20 protein-coding genes are annotated in these 17701 nt (G+C 48.4%); 1 reads left to right on the top strand and 19 read right to left on the bottom strand.

What is annotated here, in order from left to right; translation table 11 throughout:
* Positions 1–53 precede the first annotated feature (53 nt).
* The 18 genes from OCV63_RS14440 to OCV63_RS14355 form a co-directional block, all read right to left on the bottom strand.
* On the bottom strand, positions 54–344 hold the full coding sequence (locus OCV63_RS14440) for a DUF5720 family protein (RefSeq protein WP_118217502.1): 291 nt from the start codon (positions 342–344) through the stop codon (positions 54–56).
* A 12-nt stretch (positions 345–356) separates the two neighbouring features.
* Positions 357–1292 carry a ParB/RepB/Spo0J family partition protein gene (locus OCV63_RS14435; protein ID WP_118374268.1) on the bottom strand — a complete coding sequence of 312 codons (936 nt, stop codon included), beginning with the start codon at positions 1290–1292 and terminating at the stop codon, positions 357–359.
* On the bottom strand, positions 1249–2070 hold the full coding sequence (locus OCV63_RS14430) for a ParA family protein (RefSeq protein ID WP_008396279.1): 822 nt from the start codon (positions 2068–2070) through the stop codon (positions 1249–1251). Before OCV63_RS14430 ends, OCV63_RS14435 begins: the two co-directional genes overlap by 44 nt.
* Positions 2071–2536: 466 nt before the next feature.
* On the bottom strand, positions 2537–2929 hold the full coding sequence (gene rpsI, locus OCV63_RS14425) for a 30S ribosomal protein S9 (RefSeq protein ID WP_158365014.1): 393 nt from the start codon (positions 2927–2929) through the stop codon (positions 2537–2539).
* A 30-nt stretch (positions 2930–2959) separates the two neighbouring features.
* On the bottom strand, positions 2960–3388 hold the full coding sequence (gene rplM, locus OCV63_RS14420; RefSeq protein WP_158365013.1) for a 50S ribosomal protein L13: 429 nt from the start codon (positions 3386–3388) through the stop codon (positions 2960–2962).
* 132 nt (positions 3389–3520) lie between these two features.
* Entirely contained in the window at positions 3521–4288 is a 768-nt protein-coding gene (truA, locus tag OCV63_RS14415; protein ID WP_158365011.1) for a tRNA pseudouridine(38-40) synthase TruA, read from the bottom strand.
* The gene (locus OCV63_RS14410) at positions 4285–5088 is read right to left on the bottom strand and encodes an energy-coupling factor transporter transmembrane component T family protein (protein WP_158365009.1); all 804 of its coding nucleotides are present in this window, start codon (positions 5086–5088) and stop codon (positions 4285–4287) included. Before OCV63_RS14410 ends, truA begins: the two co-directional genes overlap by 4 nt.
* Entirely contained in the window at positions 5081–5947 is an 867-nt protein-coding gene (locus OCV63_RS14405; RefSeq protein ID WP_158365007.1) for an energy-coupling factor transporter ATPase, read from the bottom strand. Before OCV63_RS14405 ends, OCV63_RS14410 begins: the two co-directional genes overlap by 8 nt.
* The gene (locus OCV63_RS14400; RefSeq protein ID WP_158365005.1) at positions 5932–6795 is read right to left on the bottom strand and encodes an energy-coupling factor transporter ATPase; all 864 of its coding nucleotides are present in this window, start codon (positions 6793–6795) and stop codon (positions 5932–5934) included. Before OCV63_RS14400 ends, OCV63_RS14405 begins: the two co-directional genes overlap by 16 nt.
* A 298-nt stretch (positions 6796–7093) precedes the next feature.
* Positions 7094–8149 carry a DnaJ C-terminal domain-containing protein gene (locus OCV63_RS14395; RefSeq protein ID WP_158365003.1) on the bottom strand — a complete coding sequence of 352 codons (1056 nt, stop codon included), beginning with the start codon at positions 8147–8149 and terminating at the stop codon, positions 7094–7096.
* A gap of 102 nt (positions 8150–8251) precedes the next feature.
* Positions 8252–8695 (bottom strand): Hsp20/alpha crystallin family protein, encoded by a 444-nt coding sequence (locus OCV63_RS14390; protein WP_158365001.1) that lies wholly within the window; start codon positions 8693–8695, stop codon positions 8252–8254.
* 183 nt (positions 8696–8878) lie between these two features.
* Positions 8879–9541: an HAD family hydrolase gene (locus tag OCV63_RS14385; protein ID WP_158364999.1), complete on the bottom strand. Its 663-nt coding sequence runs from the start codon at positions 9539–9541 to the stop codon at positions 8879–8881.
* Positions 9542–9544: 3 nt separating this feature from the next.
* The gene (locus OCV63_RS14380; protein WP_158364997.1) at positions 9545–10561 is read right to left on the bottom strand and encodes an SIS domain-containing protein; all 1017 of its coding nucleotides are present in this window, start codon (positions 10559–10561) and stop codon (positions 9545–9547) included.
* A gap of 25 nt (positions 10562–10586) precedes the next feature.
* Positions 10587–11411 (bottom strand): PTS system mannose/fructose/sorbose family transporter subunit IID, encoded by an 825-nt coding sequence (locus OCV63_RS14375; RefSeq protein WP_158364995.1) that lies wholly within the window; start codon positions 11409–11411, stop codon positions 10587–10589.
* Positions 11401–12195: a PTS mannose/fructose/sorbose/N-acetylgalactosamine transporter subunit IIC gene (locus OCV63_RS14370; RefSeq protein ID WP_158364993.1), complete on the bottom strand. Its 795-nt coding sequence runs from the start codon at positions 12193–12195 to the stop codon at positions 11401–11403. Before OCV63_RS14370 ends, OCV63_RS14375 begins: the two co-directional genes overlap by 11 nt.
* Before the next feature lie 17 nt (positions 12196–12212).
* Positions 12213–12683 (bottom strand): PTS sugar transporter subunit IIB, encoded by a 471-nt coding sequence (locus tag OCV63_RS14365; protein WP_158364991.1) that lies wholly within the window; start codon positions 12681–12683, stop codon positions 12213–12215.
* Between the two features lie 20 nt (positions 12684–12703).
* On the bottom strand, positions 12704–13114 hold the full coding sequence (locus OCV63_RS14360; protein WP_158364989.1) for a PTS sugar transporter subunit IIA: 411 nt from the start codon (positions 13112–13114) through the stop codon (positions 12704–12706).
* A complete protein-coding gene (locus tag OCV63_RS14355; protein ID WP_158364987.1) occupies positions 13115–15772 on the bottom strand; it encodes a PRD domain-containing protein in 2658 nt (885 codons plus the stop codon). It lies immediately after the preceding gene.
* A 223-nt stretch (positions 15773–15995) separates the two neighbouring features.
* Here OCV63_RS14355 and OCV63_RS14350 point away from each other — a divergent pair, with 223 nt between their 5' ends.
* Complete coding sequence (locus OCV63_RS14350; RefSeq protein ID WP_158364985.1) at positions 15996–16769, top strand: creatininase family protein; 774 nt, start codon at positions 15996–15998, stop codon at positions 16767–16769.
* Between the two features lie 65 nt (positions 16770–16834).
* On the opposite strand, the gene OCV63_RS14345 is transcribed toward OCV63_RS14350, so the two are convergent.
* Positions 16835–17680 (bottom strand): aldo/keto reductase, encoded by an 846-nt coding sequence (locus tag OCV63_RS14345; RefSeq protein ID WP_158364983.1) that lies wholly within the window; start codon positions 17678–17680, stop codon positions 16835–16837.
* Positions 17681–17701 lie beyond the last annotated feature (21 nt).

Raw genomic sequence — 17701 nt, 5'->3', positions numbered from 1 at the left:
CCGACTTTTGGATATAAAAAAAGCCACAATCCCAAATCAAAGAATTGTGGCGTTCAACTTTCTCTATATTTTCTTGTGCGTTTCTTTCCCGGCTTAAAGTCGAGGATGTGTCCCTCAACAACACGGGCATACCGCTTGATTTTGATTTTCCGGCGCTGCTGGTCTTGGAGAGCATTCTGATAGCTGTCCTCTGCAAGAAACAGACGCATTTCATCACCTCTGCTCCCGTAAGCACTACACGGATGGAGAACAACAAACTCAATCATCCATCGGGTGCTGTCCTCAAAGCGTTCCACGGCAAGAATGTTATGTCCTTTCAGCTCCCTTGCTGAAATATCTTTCATAGGCGGCTCCTTTCATCGTTCCTGATCTCTCTGACGCTTTTTCTGCCATGCCTCCAGCAGCTTGATGATGGTTTCCTGCATCCGCTGGGGCGTATAGCTTTTAGGAAAATACTTCCGCAAGGTGTCAGAGGTAAATGTCACTCGGTCCAGATCGCTTTTCTTTTCCTCACCCATGATGACACGCATCATATCGAGGGTCAGATGCCCCTCCTGACTGTATTTCTTGAGCCGCTGGGCTTGAGAAAGAGAAGGGGTAGCCTGTTCGCTGTCCATCGCGTCCAACAGGTTTACCTGTTCCTCCTTTTTGAGAAAGGACAGCTCATAAGCAGGATTTAAGGCAATTTTCTTTTCATCCACCATGTCCAGCAGTTCGGGAATCAGCTCGGTCAGACGGATAAATCTCTGAATTTGATTCTTACTCTGTCCAACCTGTTCAGCTAAAATATCTCTGGATTTTCTACCATCGGACTTGTGCCCAACTTGGGCACAAGTTAAATCCACTCGCTCTCCCTGGTGCTTCATAGCCTCCAACTTCATTTTATAGGCAAAGGCCCTCTCACTTGGAAGCAGGCTTTCTCGTTGCAGGTTGCTGTCAACCATAATAATTGTGGCAGCGTCATCGTCCAGATCACGGACAATTACCGGCATGGTCTCTTTTTCTGCCAGTTCACTTGCTCTGTGCCGTCTGTGTCCGGCCACCAGTTCATAACCACCCTCCGGGTCAGGGCGGGCAATTGCTGGAACCAGCACACCATACTGCTTGATACTGTCTGCGGTTTCCATCATTGCTTCGTCATCCTTGACTTTGAATGGATGCCTTTTGAACGGGTGCAGTTCCGACAGCGGGATTTCTACTACTTTTTCTCTCTGAGCATCGGCACGGCTCTCCTCCGTAGAAAACAGATCATCTACCGATGCCAGCTCTACTTTTTTCGCGCTGCTTTTCAAGTTTCAACACCTCCTTCGTCAGATTTCGATACCCCTCTGCCACCTTGCCGCCAGGGTCATGGGCGAAAATACTTTTTCCCTCTGCGCTGATTTCCTTTGCACGGACAGAGTGTGGAATCTCCGTTCCAAAGACTTTGATTTTACTTCCATAGGTGTCCCGCAGCAAAGCAGCAATCTCTTTTGCAAAGTTGGTGCGGTTATCCACCATCGTCAGCAAGATACCGTCAATCTGGAGCTTTGGATTGATCTGCCGTTTCACCTTACTGACCGTAGATAGAAGCTGTTCCAGTCCTTTGGCAGGCAGATACTCTGCCTGCACGGGAATTATGATCCTGTTCGCAGCCGCCAGCGCATTGACCGTAAGCATCCCCAACGAGGGCTGACAGTCAATCAGGATATGGGAATATTGTCCCTTCAGTGTGTCCAGGTATTGCCGTAAAATTGTTTCACGGCTCATGGCGTTTACCAGAGAAACCTCCATACCGGAAAGCTGAATATCCGCAGGCATCAGGTCAACGCCTTCTGCATGATGCAGAATACCTTCTCCGGGGCGTATAGGATGATCCATCAGAATTTTGCCCATTGCATCCGACAGTGTAAATGGCAGCTTGTCCGGTTGCGGATTTCCCAAGCTGATTGTCAGGCTTCCTTGTGGGTCCCCGTCGATCAGAAGCACTTTCTTTCCGGCCTGTGCCAGACCTATTCCCAAGTTCGCACAGGTTGTTGTTTTGCCAACGCCGCCTTTCTGGTTGGCGATGGCGATGATTTGTGTGTTCATGACTTCACCTCATTTCTGATTGTTGCTGTTGTTTCTGGAAATAGAAAAAGCCGCCACTTCAAAATCATAAAGTGACGGCCCTTTCTAATGCCGGAATCTCTGAAACAAAAAAGCACCCAGTTATTTGTTACTGAGTGCCTGCATTAGAATCGTATTTAATTGTTCAGATTTGGTCAGATTATGCCAAACCCTCCAGCGAAAAATCCGGTGTCTGAGAGTGCCAAATCACCCTCAAAAATACCCCCGAAATTGCTCTCTGGTTGTCCTATTTTTTAACCACTAAGGCCGTTTTTTGACCCCATTTTTGCCGGTTGTCCTATATTTAACCACTAAAACTTGGGTGAAATCGGCTCTCGTTTTGCCAAATTTGGTCAAACCATATCAGCCCGTTTAGATATAGCAAAAGCCCGGAAAACCTTGATTTTCCGGGCTTTTTGAACCATTTTGATATAGTCTGAGCAGTCGATTATCGCTTGCTGAACTGCGGAGCGCGACGAGCTGCTTTGAGACCGTACTTCTTACGCTCTTTCATTCTCGGGTCACGAGTCAGGTAACCAGCCTTCTTCAGGACCGGACGGTAATCCGGATCTGCCTGAAGCAGTGCTCTTGCGATACCATGACGGATAGCACCAGCCTGTCCTGTATATCCGCCTCCGCGAACATTTACCAGAACGTCGAACTTGTCTGCTGTCTCTGTAGCAACGAGCGGCTGACGAACAACTACCTTCAAGGTCTCAAGACCAAGATACTCGTCGATGCTTCTCTTATTGATGGTGATATTTCCAGTACCCGGTACCAGGTATACTCTTGCGATGGATTTCTTTCTTCTGCCAGTTCCGTAGAATTTTGACTTAGCCACTGTAAATTTCCTCCTTTAACCTTTTCTCAATTAAAATGTAAGCACTTCCGGCTTCTGAGCCTCATGATTGTGCTCCGGACCAGCGTATACGTGAAGCTTTGTATACATCTGTCTTCCCAGCGGTCCCTTCGGAAGCATGCCCTTTACAGCGAGCTCGATAACCTTCTCCGGCTTCTTGTTCATCATCTCACGCAGGGTGGTCTCTTTCATACCGCCTACGTAATCAGAGTGATGATAGTAAATCTTCTGATCCAGCTTCTTGCCGGTTACTTTGATCTTGTCTGCATTTACAACGATTACATAATCTCCGGTGTCGATGTGCGGAGTAAAGATTGCTTTGTTCTTACCTCTCAGAACTTTAGCTACTTCTGAAGCCAAACGTCCTAATGTATATCCTGTAGCGTCAACTACATACCATTTTCTCTCAATTGTTGCTGGACTAGCCATGTAACTTTTCATTGGTTTTCCTCCTGAAAATAAATTGAAACTTCTATGGAAATATGTCATTACCGGGGCTTTGGCTCAGACATTTTCGCACTACGTCACATTGAGTTATTATATGATAGAAACGCGGTTGTGTCAACCACTTTTTCAACTTTTCTGTCCCGGAAATTCCGGATGCTCCGGATATTCCATTTTTATCAGAGTCAGGCCTTTCGCCGGAGCTGTCGGTCCCGCCGCCTGACGATCCCGCGCCTCTATCATGCCGGGAATTTCTGCCGGGTCTGTAACTCCGAAGCCCACATTTATCAGGGTACCTGCAAGAATGCGGACCATATTGTAGAGAAAGCCGTTTCCGGTCACCCGGATTCGTATCATATCCCCTTCTCTTATCACATCCAGACTGTAGATCGTCCGGACCGTGGTTTCCGCCTGGGTATGAATGCTGCAGAAGCTTTTAAAATCATGTTCTCCCAAAAACGGCAGGCAGGCCTCCCGCATCTTTGCCACGTCCAGCTTCTTCCGGAAGAAGTGGCTGTTCAGCCGTTCTCCGGGCAGTTCGAATTCCCGGTTCAGAATCCGATACTCATAGGTTTTGATGCAGCTGGCCTTTCGGGGATGGAAATCATCGGCCACCTGAAAAGAACGCTGTACCCGGATATCCTCGGGCAAGCGGCTGTTTAGAGCGTAGGCCATTTTTTCGGCGGGCATCCGGGCCTCCGTATCAAAGACGGCCACATTTCCCAGGGCATGGACCCCGGAATCGGTCCGGCTGGCGCCGATAACCGTGATCTCCTCTTTTAATAAAGAAGAAAGAGCCTTGTTCAGCTCTCCTTCTATCGTATCTCCGTTATTCTGTACCTGCCAGCCGCAGTAATCCGTGCCGTCATAGGCCACAATCAGCATCACGCGCTTCATAATACCACTCTCACTGCAATAATTGCCGCCATAAAGAGTGCCACCACGCCATAGGCGTAATAATCACGCTTCGCATAGACCAGCGGCTTCATTTTTGTTCTGCCCTCGCCGCCCCGGTAGCATCTGGCCTCCATGGCCATGGCCAGGTCGTTGGCACGGCGGAAGGCTGAGATGAACAGCGGCACCAGCAGGGGCACCAGGTTCTTCGCTTTCTGAATCAGGTTGCCATTTTCAAAATCCGCGCCCCGGGCGATCTGGGCCTTCATGATCTTGTCCGTCTCTTCCAGCAGAATCGGGATAAAGCGCAGGGCGATGGACATCATCATAGCCACCTCATGCACCGGTACATGCAGCTTCTTCAAGGGACTCATGAGCTTCTCCAGGCCGTCGGTCAGGTCGTTGGGCGTGGTGGTCAGGGTCATGACCGAGGAACCAAGGATCAGGTAAATCAGTCGGATGGCCATGAAAATAGCAGTGTGAAGTCCTTTATCTGTGATTTTCAGCTTCCAGATCTGCACCAGCACCACGTCGCCAGGCGTCAGGAACAGATTGAAAAACATCGTAATCAGCAGGATGAAAAAGATGGCCTTCAGACCCTTTACCATAAAATGGAAAGGCACTTTCGAAAGCTTAATCACAGCCACCAGAAAAACCGTTGCCACCAGATACCCCACCCAGTCATCGGCCACAAAAAGGGCTATCAGAAAGACGATGGTTGTCACCAGCTTCACGCGGGGATCTAATTTGTGCAATATGGAATCTGCCGGGTAATACTGTCCCAGCGTAATATCTCTAATCATGTTTTTTTACCTTATCCCGGAACACGTTCAGAATCGTATCCCTTGCCTCTTCTATGGTCGTAGCGTCCTCGTCCACGCCAAATCCCTTTTCCTTCAGGGTATGCAGAATATAGGTCACCTGGGGTGCGGCCAGGCCGACGCTCTCCAGCTCTTTATAGTGGCGGAACACCTCTCTTGGCACTCCGTCGTGCAGCACCTGGCCCTGATTCATGACGATGATGCGCTCCACGTATTGGGCCACGTCCTCCATGCTGTGGGATACTAGCACGATGGTAATGCCCTTTTCTTTATGAAGCCAGCTTATCTGGTCCAAAATCTCGTCCCGGCCCCTTGGATCCAGGCCCGCCGTAGGTTCGTCCAGAATCAGCACCTCCGGTTCCATGGCAAGTACGCCCGCGATGGCCACCCGGCGCTTCTGACCGCCGGACAGTTCAAAGGGCGACTGCTTCTCATATTCTTCCGAAAGGCCTACCATCCGCATGGCCTCTCTAGCCCGGGCTTCCGCCTCTCCCTTCGATAATCCCTGATTCTTCGGCCCGAAGCAGATGTCGCTTAAGACGTCCACTTCAAAAAGCTGGTGTTCCGGATACTGAAATACCAGTCCCACCTTGCTTCGAAGCTTCCGCATATCGTAGCCTTCCGCGTAAATGTCCTCTCCGTTAAAATAAATATGGCCGGAGGTGGGCTTTACCAGACCGTTCAGGTGCTGTACCAGTGTGGATTTTCCCGATCCGGTGTGGCCGATGAGACCGATAAACTGACCGTCCGGGATCTCCAGATTTACGTCCTTCAGCGCATGAATCTCATAGGCTGTGGAAGGACTGTAGGTATATTGTACATGCTCTAATTTAAGTGACATAAGGCTTCCACCAGTTCCTCTCTTGTCAGTATTCCGTCGGGCAGGTCAAGACCCGCTTTTTTCAGCTCCCACGCCAGCTGGGTGGCCTGGGGTACGTCCAGCCGGTAAGATTTCAGAGTCTCCACCTGGGAGAAGATCTCCTTCGGCGTTCCGGTCATGACGATTTTACCGTCGTCCATGACGATGACCTTGTCCGCGTAAATGACTTCTTCCATATAATGAGTAATCAGAATGACCGTAATATCTTCCACCTGATTCAACGCCCGGACTGTCCGAATGACTTCCTTCCGGCCATTGGGGTCCAGCATGGCGGTAGGCTCATCCAGCACGATGCACTTGGGATGCATGGCTACCACGCCCGCAATGGCCACCCGCTGCTTCTGGCCTCCGGACAGCTTATTCGGAGAATGGTGACGGTATTTCAGCATATTCACTGCCTTCAGGCTCTCCTCCACCCGCTCCCAGATTTCTTTCGTGGGCACTCCCATATTTTCCGGACCAAAGCCCACGTCCTCTTCCACGATGGTTCCGATGATCTGATTGTCCGGGTTCTGGAACACCATACCAGCGCTCTGACGCACGTCCCAGACCCGCTCCTCATCCCTAGTGTCGATGCCGTCCACCCAGAGGGTTCCCTCACTGGGTACAAGCAATGCGTTGATATGCTTCGCCAGGGTGGACTTTCCGGAACCATTGTGTCCCAGGATCGCTACAAAATCACCCTTCTCGATCGCGAAGTCCACGCCGTTCACCGCCTTAATCAGCTCCCGCTCCCGGCCTTCCTCATCGTATTTTCTGTATTCATAAACCAAATCTTTGGCTTTGATCATAGTTTCTTTCTTATCCATATTTTCAACCTGTCCTGCAAACTCCACCAGAAATTTCCTTTTTTCTGGAGTTTTACATTTTCTGAATCTTCTTTCCTACGCTCCACCATAAGTCCCCGGCTGCACGCCGGTCGTGGCACTGCCTTTAATTGTATAATAACGTCATGGGATTTGCAAGAAAAAGTATGGATTGTCAACGGATTTTTATTCTCCAGTTTACATTTTAACTAAAAATGACAGTTATTTCTATGTTTCGCCGCTGAAAATAAGAGCCCTCGGAACGTTTCCGCTCTGAAGGCTCTGACTTTTACTTTCTATCTTACGCGGCGCTTCTGCCGCCCTGCTTCATGGCATTTTCATATTCATGCAGCTTCTGCCGCTGCTCGGCTGTCAGTGTGGTCGGTACCTGAATCTGAATGGTTACATACTGATCGCCGTGGACATTGGGGTTCTTCATGGAGACGATGCCCTTGCCGCGGAGCCGTATCTTCTTTCCGGACTGGGTTCCTGCCGGAACCTTGCAGACCACATTTCCGTAGAGGGTCGGGAAGCTGGCCTCGCCGCCAAATACCGCTGTGGTAAATGGGATATCGGCCGTGGTATAGACATCCATGCCCTTCCGCTCATATCCTGCCCTGGGCGTAATGTGTACCTTCAGCAGCAAATCGCCGTTCTCCCCGCCTCCGAAGCCCGGGTGTCCCTTGCCCCGGAGCCGCACGCTCTTGCCGTCGTCAATACCTGCCGGAATATGCACGCTTAAGGACTGTACGCCGGTACCGTCTGCTGCCTGAATGTGAATCATCTTATCGCACCCAAAGGCCGCCTCATCAAAGCCGACCGTAATGTCCGCGTGTAAATCCTCGCCCCGATAAGAAGCCTGCTGCCGATAGCCCTTCTGACCGCCAAAGCCGCCAAAACCGGAACCATTGCTGTAAAAGCTGCTGTGGCCGCCCGCGTTGCCATGGAACATATTGCCAAAGATATCTCCGAACATATCGCCCATGTCGCCGCCTTCATAATGGAACTCCTGATAGCCGCTGCCGTCTCCCGTGTGGAAGCTGCCGCTACGGAAGCCTCCCTGGCCGCCAAAGCCCTGACCGCCCGCTCCTCCGTAGAAACCGCTTCCTGCGTCTGCCCGGGCGTTGCCTGCCTCGTCAAAGGCCGCAAAACCAAACTGATCGTATAATTTCTTCTTTTCCTTGTCACTGAGCACATTGTAGGCCTCTGTGACCTCTTTAAACTTCTGCTCGGCCACCTTGTCCCCTGGATTCATGTCCGGGTGGTATTTCTTTGCCAGCTTCCGGTAAGCACGCTTTATCTCTTTCTCATCTGCCTGCTTTCCAATGCCGAGCACCTCATAATAGTCCTGTTTCATAATGCCTGCTCACCTCCGCCTGCATAATTACCAGCTACAAAGATGGGGATGCAGCCAAGCCGCATCCCCATCTTCTCTTTTGCCTGTCGAAAAGGCCTACGCTTAGCCTTCAATATCGATATAGCTCTTCTTTTCTACCTTCGGCTGCTCCTCTTTCTTCGGAACCAGCACCTTCAGCACGCCATTTTCAAATTTGGCCTTGATGTCTTCCTGGGTGAGATCCTCTCCCACATAGAAGCTCCGGCTGGTGGTGCCGCTGTAGCGCTCCTTACGGATGTACTTACCATCCTGCTTCTCCTCCTTCTTGCTGTCGGTGGAAGCGGTAATGGTCAGATAACCGTCCTTCAGTTCTGCCTTCACATCCTCTTTCTTTACACCCGGAAGCTCAATCTCAAGCTCGTAACCTGTCTTGGTCTCCTTCACATCGGTGCGCATAAGGGACGCTGCCTCTTTGCCGTAAACCTTCTTTGCAGGCGCATACGGAAATGCAAAATCATTTACAAAATCATCTAATAAACTTTCTCCAAAAATACTCGGTACTAACATAAATCATTCCTCCTAATCTTCCCTTCAGTTCTGCTGGAGGTTCCGCAAGGGTTTTTTCTTATTTTCTTTCTTCTCCCTTGCTCTGATTCTGTTATAGCACCATTGTTAGCACTCGTCAAGTAGGAGTGCTAATATTTTAGAGATTGTTTAGAATTATAATATTTGCATAATAATCATAACAATTCAGACATATTTATCTGATATCTTCGGAAGTATTTCCCGCATATCATCAAACAGGCAATCTGCTTTTTCCTGGTGAAATCCAAATCGTAAATCTCGTCTCGCAGCTACCATTACGCCTGCTGCTTTTCCGGCTTCAATTCCGTAGGTGGAATCCTCCACAACCAATGTCTCCTCCGGTGCCGTTCCCAACTGCTTCATCGTGTACCGATAAATTTCCGGATCCGGTTTACTTCTCTGGAAATCATCACCACTGACCAGCACTGAAAAATAGTTTCCCCAGTTCTGCTGTTCGACCACCAGTCGGATAATCCGATGGGGAGAGGATGAGGCGATGGCCATCCTTATGCCGTCTGCACGCAACTTTTCCAATACCGGAAGCACGTCCGCAAACTGCATCTGACTGTAATCCAGCTCCCGATCCCGGAGCTTTCTCTCAAATTCGTCTTTATACTCCTGACGAAGCGCCTTTCCTGATATGCTTCCGCCATGCGCCCGGGCCACATTCTCCCATATGGGAGAATTGTGGGCGCCGACGGTCTTGCAGGCTTCCTCAAAAGAAAGTACCATACCTTTTCCTTTCAGAAACTCCAGAAGCAAATTCAGGTAAAAGAGTTCACTGTCTATCAGGGTACCATCCAAATCAAAGATAACTGCTTTTTTCATATATTAATACTCAAACTGGCGATAGTATCTTCTAAGCTGCATATCATGACCCAGCTTCAGGGACATCTGTATGGACAGGCGGTCAATCAGCAGACTGCAGGCGATAAACGGAGCATAGATCCAGCGGAACTTTTCATCTACGCCTTCCAGCTCATAATCCTTCGTATCTACTACAAAAAGCTTCGCCGGTGTCTGCTTCAGGAAACGCTCTGCTCTCTCGTCAAGCGCGCGGTCCGGACCCTCACCCTTAATCAGAATGACAGGTGTTAAATCGTCAATCAACTCCAGAGTTCCATGGAACAGATCCGCGGAGGATACGGACTTCGTGCGAACCCAGAGTGCTTCCTCTACCACACACATAGCCTCGTCAATATTCTCGCCCCACATCTGGCCGCCGCCTACAAAAAGGATGTAATTTTCTCTCTTCAGAGCCTCCGCCATTCTTTCTGCTTCCGGATCAAACTTTTCTTTTACCTTCACCATATTTTCCGGCATCATGGCAACTTCTTTTTTGAACTGTGCATAGTCTGCCTCAGAAATTTCTCCCTGTTTCAGGAAAATCCGCATCAGGAAGGTATAAATCTCCATGTAATAGAACTCCGGAAGATCCGCCTTTACTACCGGTACATAGCCATCGGAATTCTTTCCGATCGGGCTGTCCGGACTGCTGGTAAATGCCACGATATAACAACCTTTTTCCTTCAGCTTTGCCGTAGCCGCTGTTACCTCTTTTGTATCTCCGGATTTGGATACCGTAATAATCAGAGATTTTTCTGTCAGCTGACGGTTTCCGATGGTCATCAGCTCTGCCGCGTGCTCCAGATAAACCGGCGTATTACTCATCTGCTTCCATACAACGCTTGCCGCTGTAAGCATTGCCATAGAGCCTCCCACGCCTACCATAAAAATGTTGTCAAAACCGTGTACTACCGCAGCATCTGCCGCCTTTTCTGCCAGCTCCAAATCTGCCGCTGTCTTGTGTCCGATCTCCAGATACTTTGCCTCGTCAAACTTATACATTTTTTCTTTTCTCCTCTTTTTTTATTTAACCTAAAATGCCAAAGAATGCACAGATGATTCCGAAAATACAGGTTCCGAGAATCAGCCACATGACATTTACGTTCTTCTTCATGAGCCAGTAATAGATTCCTGTAAAGGCCAGACCCAGCATACCCGGCATAATACCGTCCAGAATGGACTGAATGGTCGTTGCGGCGTCACCGGATCCGATCGTAATGGGGCAATTGACCGATACCATAGTCATCATCATACCGCCTACAGTCATAATACCCACAATTCCGGTGGCCAGCATCAATTTATCCATCATATGAGATTTCTGGATTTTCTCCAGATACTTTGTTCCTAGCTCATAACCCTTTAATGCGCCGAAATATCTGCACAGATAACTGGGTACATTGAAAATCAACAGGAACAAAATCGCGCCCAGCCAGTTGCCTGCAGCTCCCAGAGAACAGCCGATACCGGTACCGATGACACGGATGGTTCCCAGGAAAATGGAATCGCCCACGCCGGACAGAGGACCCATCAGGGCTGTTTTTACCTGCGTAATAGATGCCGTATCAAAATCATCACTGTTGGCATTGGTTTCCTCCATGGAAGCCACCACGCCGCCTACAAAAGGAATCAGCTGATGGGTACAGTTGAAGAATTCCAGGTGACGTACCAGGGCGTCCTTATATTCGGGGGTTCCTTCCCCATACAGCTTCCGAAGAATCGGCTCCATCATGTACTCAAAGCCCAGATGCATCTGCCGCTCGTAATGCCATGCCCAGCCTGTTTTCAGGCTTCGCCGGAACATTCTCTGTAAATCCTTTTTCTCCAAATGCTTTTCTGTCTGATTAGAAGTCATCGTCCTCATCCTCCTCTGCTATGGTATTAACCGCAGCCTCTGCTGCCGCGCCCTTCGGTGCCAGTAAGCCTGATTTTTCTACTGCAATAATGATACCGATAATCGCTACTGCCAGAATTGGCGCATTAAAATATGAACACAGTACAAAACCAAGGAACAGGAACGGAATCAGCTGCTTGTTCAGTATCATTTTCGCCAATACCGCAATTCCGACTGCAGGAAGGAGACCTGCCGCAACAGAAAGACCGTTGGTAATAAAAGCCGGAATAGAGTCTAGGAATTTCTGCATTACATCACTGCCCAGATAATAACCGGCGAAAACCAGAATAAATGTACTCAGGCAGCGAATAAAACCAAAGAAATTCATCACCCGGAATACGCCCTTTGCGTTTCCTTCCGCCGCGTACTTATCAGCTCTTGTGGCAATCACGGTACCCAGCATAAATACCAGGTTGTTGACAACCAGCGCTATCATGGAAATAGGAAGCGCCAGGGCCATGGCAATTCCTGTATCCTTTCCCAGGCCGATAGCAAACGCGGTTCCCAGAATACCTCCGGTAACAATGTCAGGCGGAATATAAGCTCCAACCGATACAGCCCCCATAAACATCAGCTCCAGGGAGGCACCGATAATGGTTCCCTGTCTGACATCACCCATTACAATTCCTACCAGCACACCAGTAACCAACGGTCGGAAAATATAGTTAGTTCCGATTGCGTAATCATAGATTGCAAATGCTCCGACCAGGCCGAGCAATAGCGCAATTCCCAAATTTGATCCCATTTTACTTTACCTCCTCTTTAGATAAGATTACCTACATTAACCTTTCGTTCATCCGGTACCAGACGTATTTCCACCTCAGTACCCTTTTCTATCAGCCGTTTCAGACCTGCTTCCTCTTCCTCTGTTACCCAGATGGTCTTGGAAAGCTGCTTTCCGTTTTCCAGTTTCTTGACGCCGCCCAGATTGATATGGGTAATCTGCGGACAATGCTCCGCTAATGTAATGGCGTCCTTTGGGGATTCTACTACGATAAATAATTTGTATTTATCGGTAACTCCACTGTTAATTGCAGCAATGGAATCCTCAATATTTTTGATAACCAGCTTAGTTCCGGCGGGCTTGCTGAGTTTCACGGTTGTTTTCCGCAAATCGTCATGCATAATACCGTCATTGGCAATCAAAATACAGTCCGCGCCCAGGTTCGTGGTCCAGGAAAACGCCACCTGACCGTGCAGCAGTCTGTGATCCACACGCAGCAGTTTAATCATTCTCTTACACCTCCCAGCTTTTAAAAGTCCTCATTTTTCGCTTCTGCGTCCAGAAGCTTTCTGCAGTTAACTGCCCCTTCTCTGGCTGCATTCAGGGCTTCTTCTATCGCAACCTCCACCGATGCATCCTTTAATTCGGTCAGCACCAGCAGGAGGGCCAGATTCATTCCGGTGAGAAGATGGATATCCGGACGATGGATGTACTTCATAAACTCATTGTTCACACTGCCGCCCAGTAAATCGGTGACAATCACCCACTCTTCTCCTTCCTTTATGTTTTCCATAAATTCTTTCACACGCGCTTCAATACTGGTCTCTCCATCCAGATAGGCGCAGAAGGTTTTTACCTCTTCCTGTTTTCCCATGATCAGCTCCAACGAACATTTCATTCCTTTTGCCAGAGTTCCATGGGACGCAATTAAAATCTTCATTTAAAACTCCTCTTCCCTGTTGTCATTTTTTATATAATCATATACATAGGCAATCTCGCCGATGGGCAATTTCACACCGTAATGACTGCAGATTTCTTCAAAGCTGCTCTGCATCATATCAATGAATTCCCGGTGCTCATTTTCGAAATCTTCATATTCCACAGAGGTTATCTCCGCCTTTGTCACCAGACGCTCAATGAGACAGCAGATATGGATATACAGGCCGCAGATGGTTCTGCCTCCCAGCTGCCTGTGCATATGCTTCTGTAAGGTCTGCATGGCCGCTTCTACCATATTCAAAAGTGCCGGGGCATTCAGAATAGTCAGATACTGAACTACATTTTCCAGCGTGAAATTCTTCAGGAAATTACTCTCAAACTGCTGAATTTCTTCCTCATTTAGATAGTTGCGGAAGATTCCTTCTAACCGTTCCAGTGAATTTCCGGAAATCATATCCTCCAGGGCGATAAAGGGAACCTCCTTCAGCTTCGGATTGAAAACGCCAATCATGCAAAGCACATCATACTTCTGAAAAATCTCTGCAGACTCCTGGTTTTTCACTAAATCATAATAATCGTAAACAATAGACTGAATCGGAAGGATCCGCGGCATACTCTCGTCAAACAGCTTCTTCATCCGCTCAGCAGATCGGATGCCTGATTCGCTGACAAAGATAATGGCTGCTTCCTTCTGTACCTTTTTTATCAGCCTTCCCTTCGGATTGCCCGCCAGAACCGCTTCCCGGATAATCTGCTCCGGTTCCTCTCTCTGCAGCATCCGGCTGCCTACCTCCAGAGCCAGAGCTGTGGATACGTTATTGATGATACCGATATTTATATTGGATACATCATCCAAACGGATATCTATATCCTCCAGACTTCCCGTATCCGTCAGTAACAACAGATTTTTAATTCCGGGAAGATTCCGGATATGACGTTTGACATTCTGCACCACCTCAACCACATTGCTGTCCAGCGGCATGTCAATGGCCTCGAATACTCTAGAATCCAGAATTTCATTGACTGAATCCGCAATACTGCTGGCTGTAGAATAGCCGTGGCAAATGATCAGGCCATACATATCATTTTCATGAATATCCCGGTCATACTGCATAATTTCCAGTGTCAGCAAAATACGGGCTGAAATTCCGGGATTCAGATCCAGATTATCCCGCACTGCCTTTGCCAGATCCTTCACTACCAGAGCTGCTTTCGGGAAATTCTCTGTCAGCCGGTGTTCCAGATAGTTCAATTCCTTTTTATGCTGTTCCTCCCAACCGGATATTTGCACATAATTCTGTATCTGCTGATAGATGAGCCTTGTAATAACAATTCCCCAGTTTGTGGAAAGCGTAATATTATATTTCTTGCTGACAGAGCCTATCACATCCTCTACTACCATTCGAACCGCTTTCAGCTTTCCGTTTGCGTAGATTTTCCGGAATACCAGATAATCGTAATAGCCTTTTACACAGTAATAAGACTGCTTTACAAAATCGTTCCAGTTTTTTTCAGCTTCCAGCTGTTCGAACTGATTCAATATTTGTGAAAGTATATTGAAATAGCTGTCCAATCCGTTTTCATGCTGATACCCCCGGATGGGAATCAACGTCTCGTCCTCTGTCTTTTCCTCTGCCATAGGAAGAGAAGCAATCATATCCTCCGAAAGATGGTACAGCATAACCTGAATATGTTCTCCGTTTTGCCGCATCAATGCATTGGCACAACAGATGGCAATGCTGTTGCGAAGCTGACGGATATTTCCTTCAAAATGATAATTCATAAAGGCCTGCAGCACCCGCTTGCTGATATAGATGTCCTTATGTAGCTTCAATGATTCCTTATGAAAACAGGATACAATAAGCTCCTCCCGTTCTTCCGGAGACCGTTCGTCCAGAGAAGGAATCTGAAGTACAATCGGAATCTGTCGCAAAAGGGAATCCAGAATTTTTCTTTCTGTTTTTTCAGAGGCCGTGAATACCAGCCGCCTTCCCCACTCGTCCAGTCCTTCTGTCAAAAGTGGAAGCAACAGCTCCTGTTCCTCCGGCGGCAGCCGATCCAGATTTTCAAAGACCATCAGCCTTTTTCCCTGCTGCACAGCCAGCAGTTCCCGGAATTTTTCCGGTTTATTCTGGTAATCGCTGCAGTTCATCCAGACAACCTCTTCCTCCTTTGGAACCACTTCTCTGTTGACCGCATACTCGAACATGAGTTGTACCAGGAAATTTTTTCCTACTCCGTTTTCACCACACAGGAGAATCGGGATTCCATGTCCCGGATAACCAATAGCTGATTTACACTGTTCAATACAGTACCCCAGGCTTCCGTTATAACCGATGGCCCTGGCAAAATCTCTGGTTCCGGTCTGTTCCAGTACATCCAGCAGCTCCTCAAAGCTCTGATAGGTAATCTTCTCCAGATGCACCCGATAGTTTTTTTCCAATTCCTCCCTGCTCAAAAAGCAAATAGGCCAGGAATTGATTTTCACTGCCTTTTCTTCCTTAACCAATTCGTTCAGATACTGGCTGGCCAGGTTCCTGCTGATGTACAAATCATCTCCGATATTCTTCGCTGTCAGTTCAATTCTGTTATTGCCTGAAAACTCTCTGCTCTTTTCTGTAAGCAGCTTTCCTATCTGGTCTTTCGTATTTCCTGTCATGCTTTCTCCTCTCCACGTGCTCTATTTTACACACTTTTTTGGGTTTGAAAATGCCTTCGACGCTATATCGACATTCTACTGCTTTTCCGGACACTTGCAACTATTTTCGACACAAACTATTCATACAGCCTCTGTATTTTCAGACACTTTATTTTTTCCACCCCATTGACTCTGAAAGTTTGATTTCGTATGCTTGATACAAAAAAAGAGAGGAGTTTTTCTTATGGCAAATCATGAATTAATGAAATTAACAGCTCATCAGGTAAAAGAGGGGCATTACGACAAGGCTATTCTCGCTGTCGGTTCCTGTGAAGCCCATGGTCAGCATATCGCGGAAGGCTGCGACACTCTGGTTTCTTATGAATTAAGTAAGAAGATTGCCGACAACGTAGATGGCCTGTTGATGCTGCCTCCTGTCACCGTCGGCTACAGCGGACATTACGATACGTTTCCCTTCACACTGACTTTAAGCTATGACACCGTAACACAGGTGATCTATGATATAATGGAAAGCGTCCTTCGCAACGGCATTAATAAGATTTTTGTTTTCAATGGCCATGACGGCAATATTGCCCCCATTGAGATTGCTTCCCGCAAAATCAAAGAAAAGTATCCGGACGCCCGCATTGCTTCTCTGCCGGAATGGTGGGTAATCGCCGGAAAGCTGTTGCCGGAAGGAACCTTCGAGGTATGGAACGGCGTGGGGCATGCCGGTGAAGGCGAAACTTCTATTGCATATCATTTGTTCGGCGAATACTGTGAGCCGGAGCTGGCTACCTGTGTCATTCCGGATCATCTGATAGATGGCATTGATATAAAATGGGATTTTTCTGAAATTACCAATACTGCACAGACCGGAGACGCCACAAAGGGCACTGCAGAAAAGGGTGAGAAAATGACAAATGTTCTGGTAGATTTCGCCGCAAAAGCCATCCGGGAATTGGACAGCCGGGACTGGAATTACGGTTCTACCCAACATAAAACTGCTTTAAAATAAGAATTTCTTTTTCTATCAAAGAACGGACAGAATCCTTCCCATCAGATTCTGTCCGTTCTGTTTTTCTAAATAATGACCCGCTCCCGGTCCGGATGCTCCCCGGACCAGCCAATCTGGGGCAGTGTCATCAGCATGTGCATATCGTCGTCCTCGATGTTAAAGCCAAAGACGTCCAGGTTCTGGCGCATCCGCTCGCCGGAAGAGGATTTCGGCAGAGGCAGTACGCCGCACTGAAGGGCGAAATGGATGCAGAGTTGCGCTACAGATACCTGATACTTTTCCGCCAGTTCCATGAGAAGCGGCTCCCCAAGCACCCTGGCCCGTCCGATGGGACTCCAGGCCTCCACCTGAATGCCCAGGCGCTGGCTGAAATCCACCGCGGCCTTCTGCATATATCCCGGATGGAACTCCAGCTGATTCACCATGGGAATGATACTGGTCCGCTCCAGCAGGTTGTTCAGATGGTGAGGCAGAAAATTGCTGACGCCGATGGCCCGCACCTTTTTCGACTTATAGAGATCCTCCAGGGCTTTCCAGGTTTCCACATCCAGATCCTTCCACTCGGCTGTCAAGTCATTGGGTCTCGGCCAGTGAATCAGATACAGATCCAGATAGTCGGTGCCCAGTTTTTTACAGGACTCTTCAAACTCCCGCAGGGTTGAATCGTAGCCGAGGCGGTCTCTCCAGACCTTTGAGGTCAGGAAAAATTCTTCCCGGGGAATGCCGCTTTCCCGGACTGCTTTTCCCACTGCTTCCTCATTAAAATAAAAGGCAGCCGTATCCAGATGCCGGTAGCCCTGCCGGATAGCTTCGCTGATAATAGCCTCATCGTTGTGTTCTGCGGCCTTGTAGGTGCCGAAGCCCACCGCCGGAATCTCCACACCATTGGCCAATGTAAATGTATGTCTCATATGCTGCTCCCTTCTTCCGTG

Source organism: Laedolimicola ammoniilytica, assembly GCF_025567165.1.
In the GTDB taxonomy this organism is placed as follows: domain Bacteria; phylum Bacillota; class Clostridia; order Lachnospirales; family Lachnospiraceae; genus Laedolimicola; species Laedolimicola ammoniilytica.
This window is presented reverse-complemented; position numbering and strand designations above follow the sequence as displayed.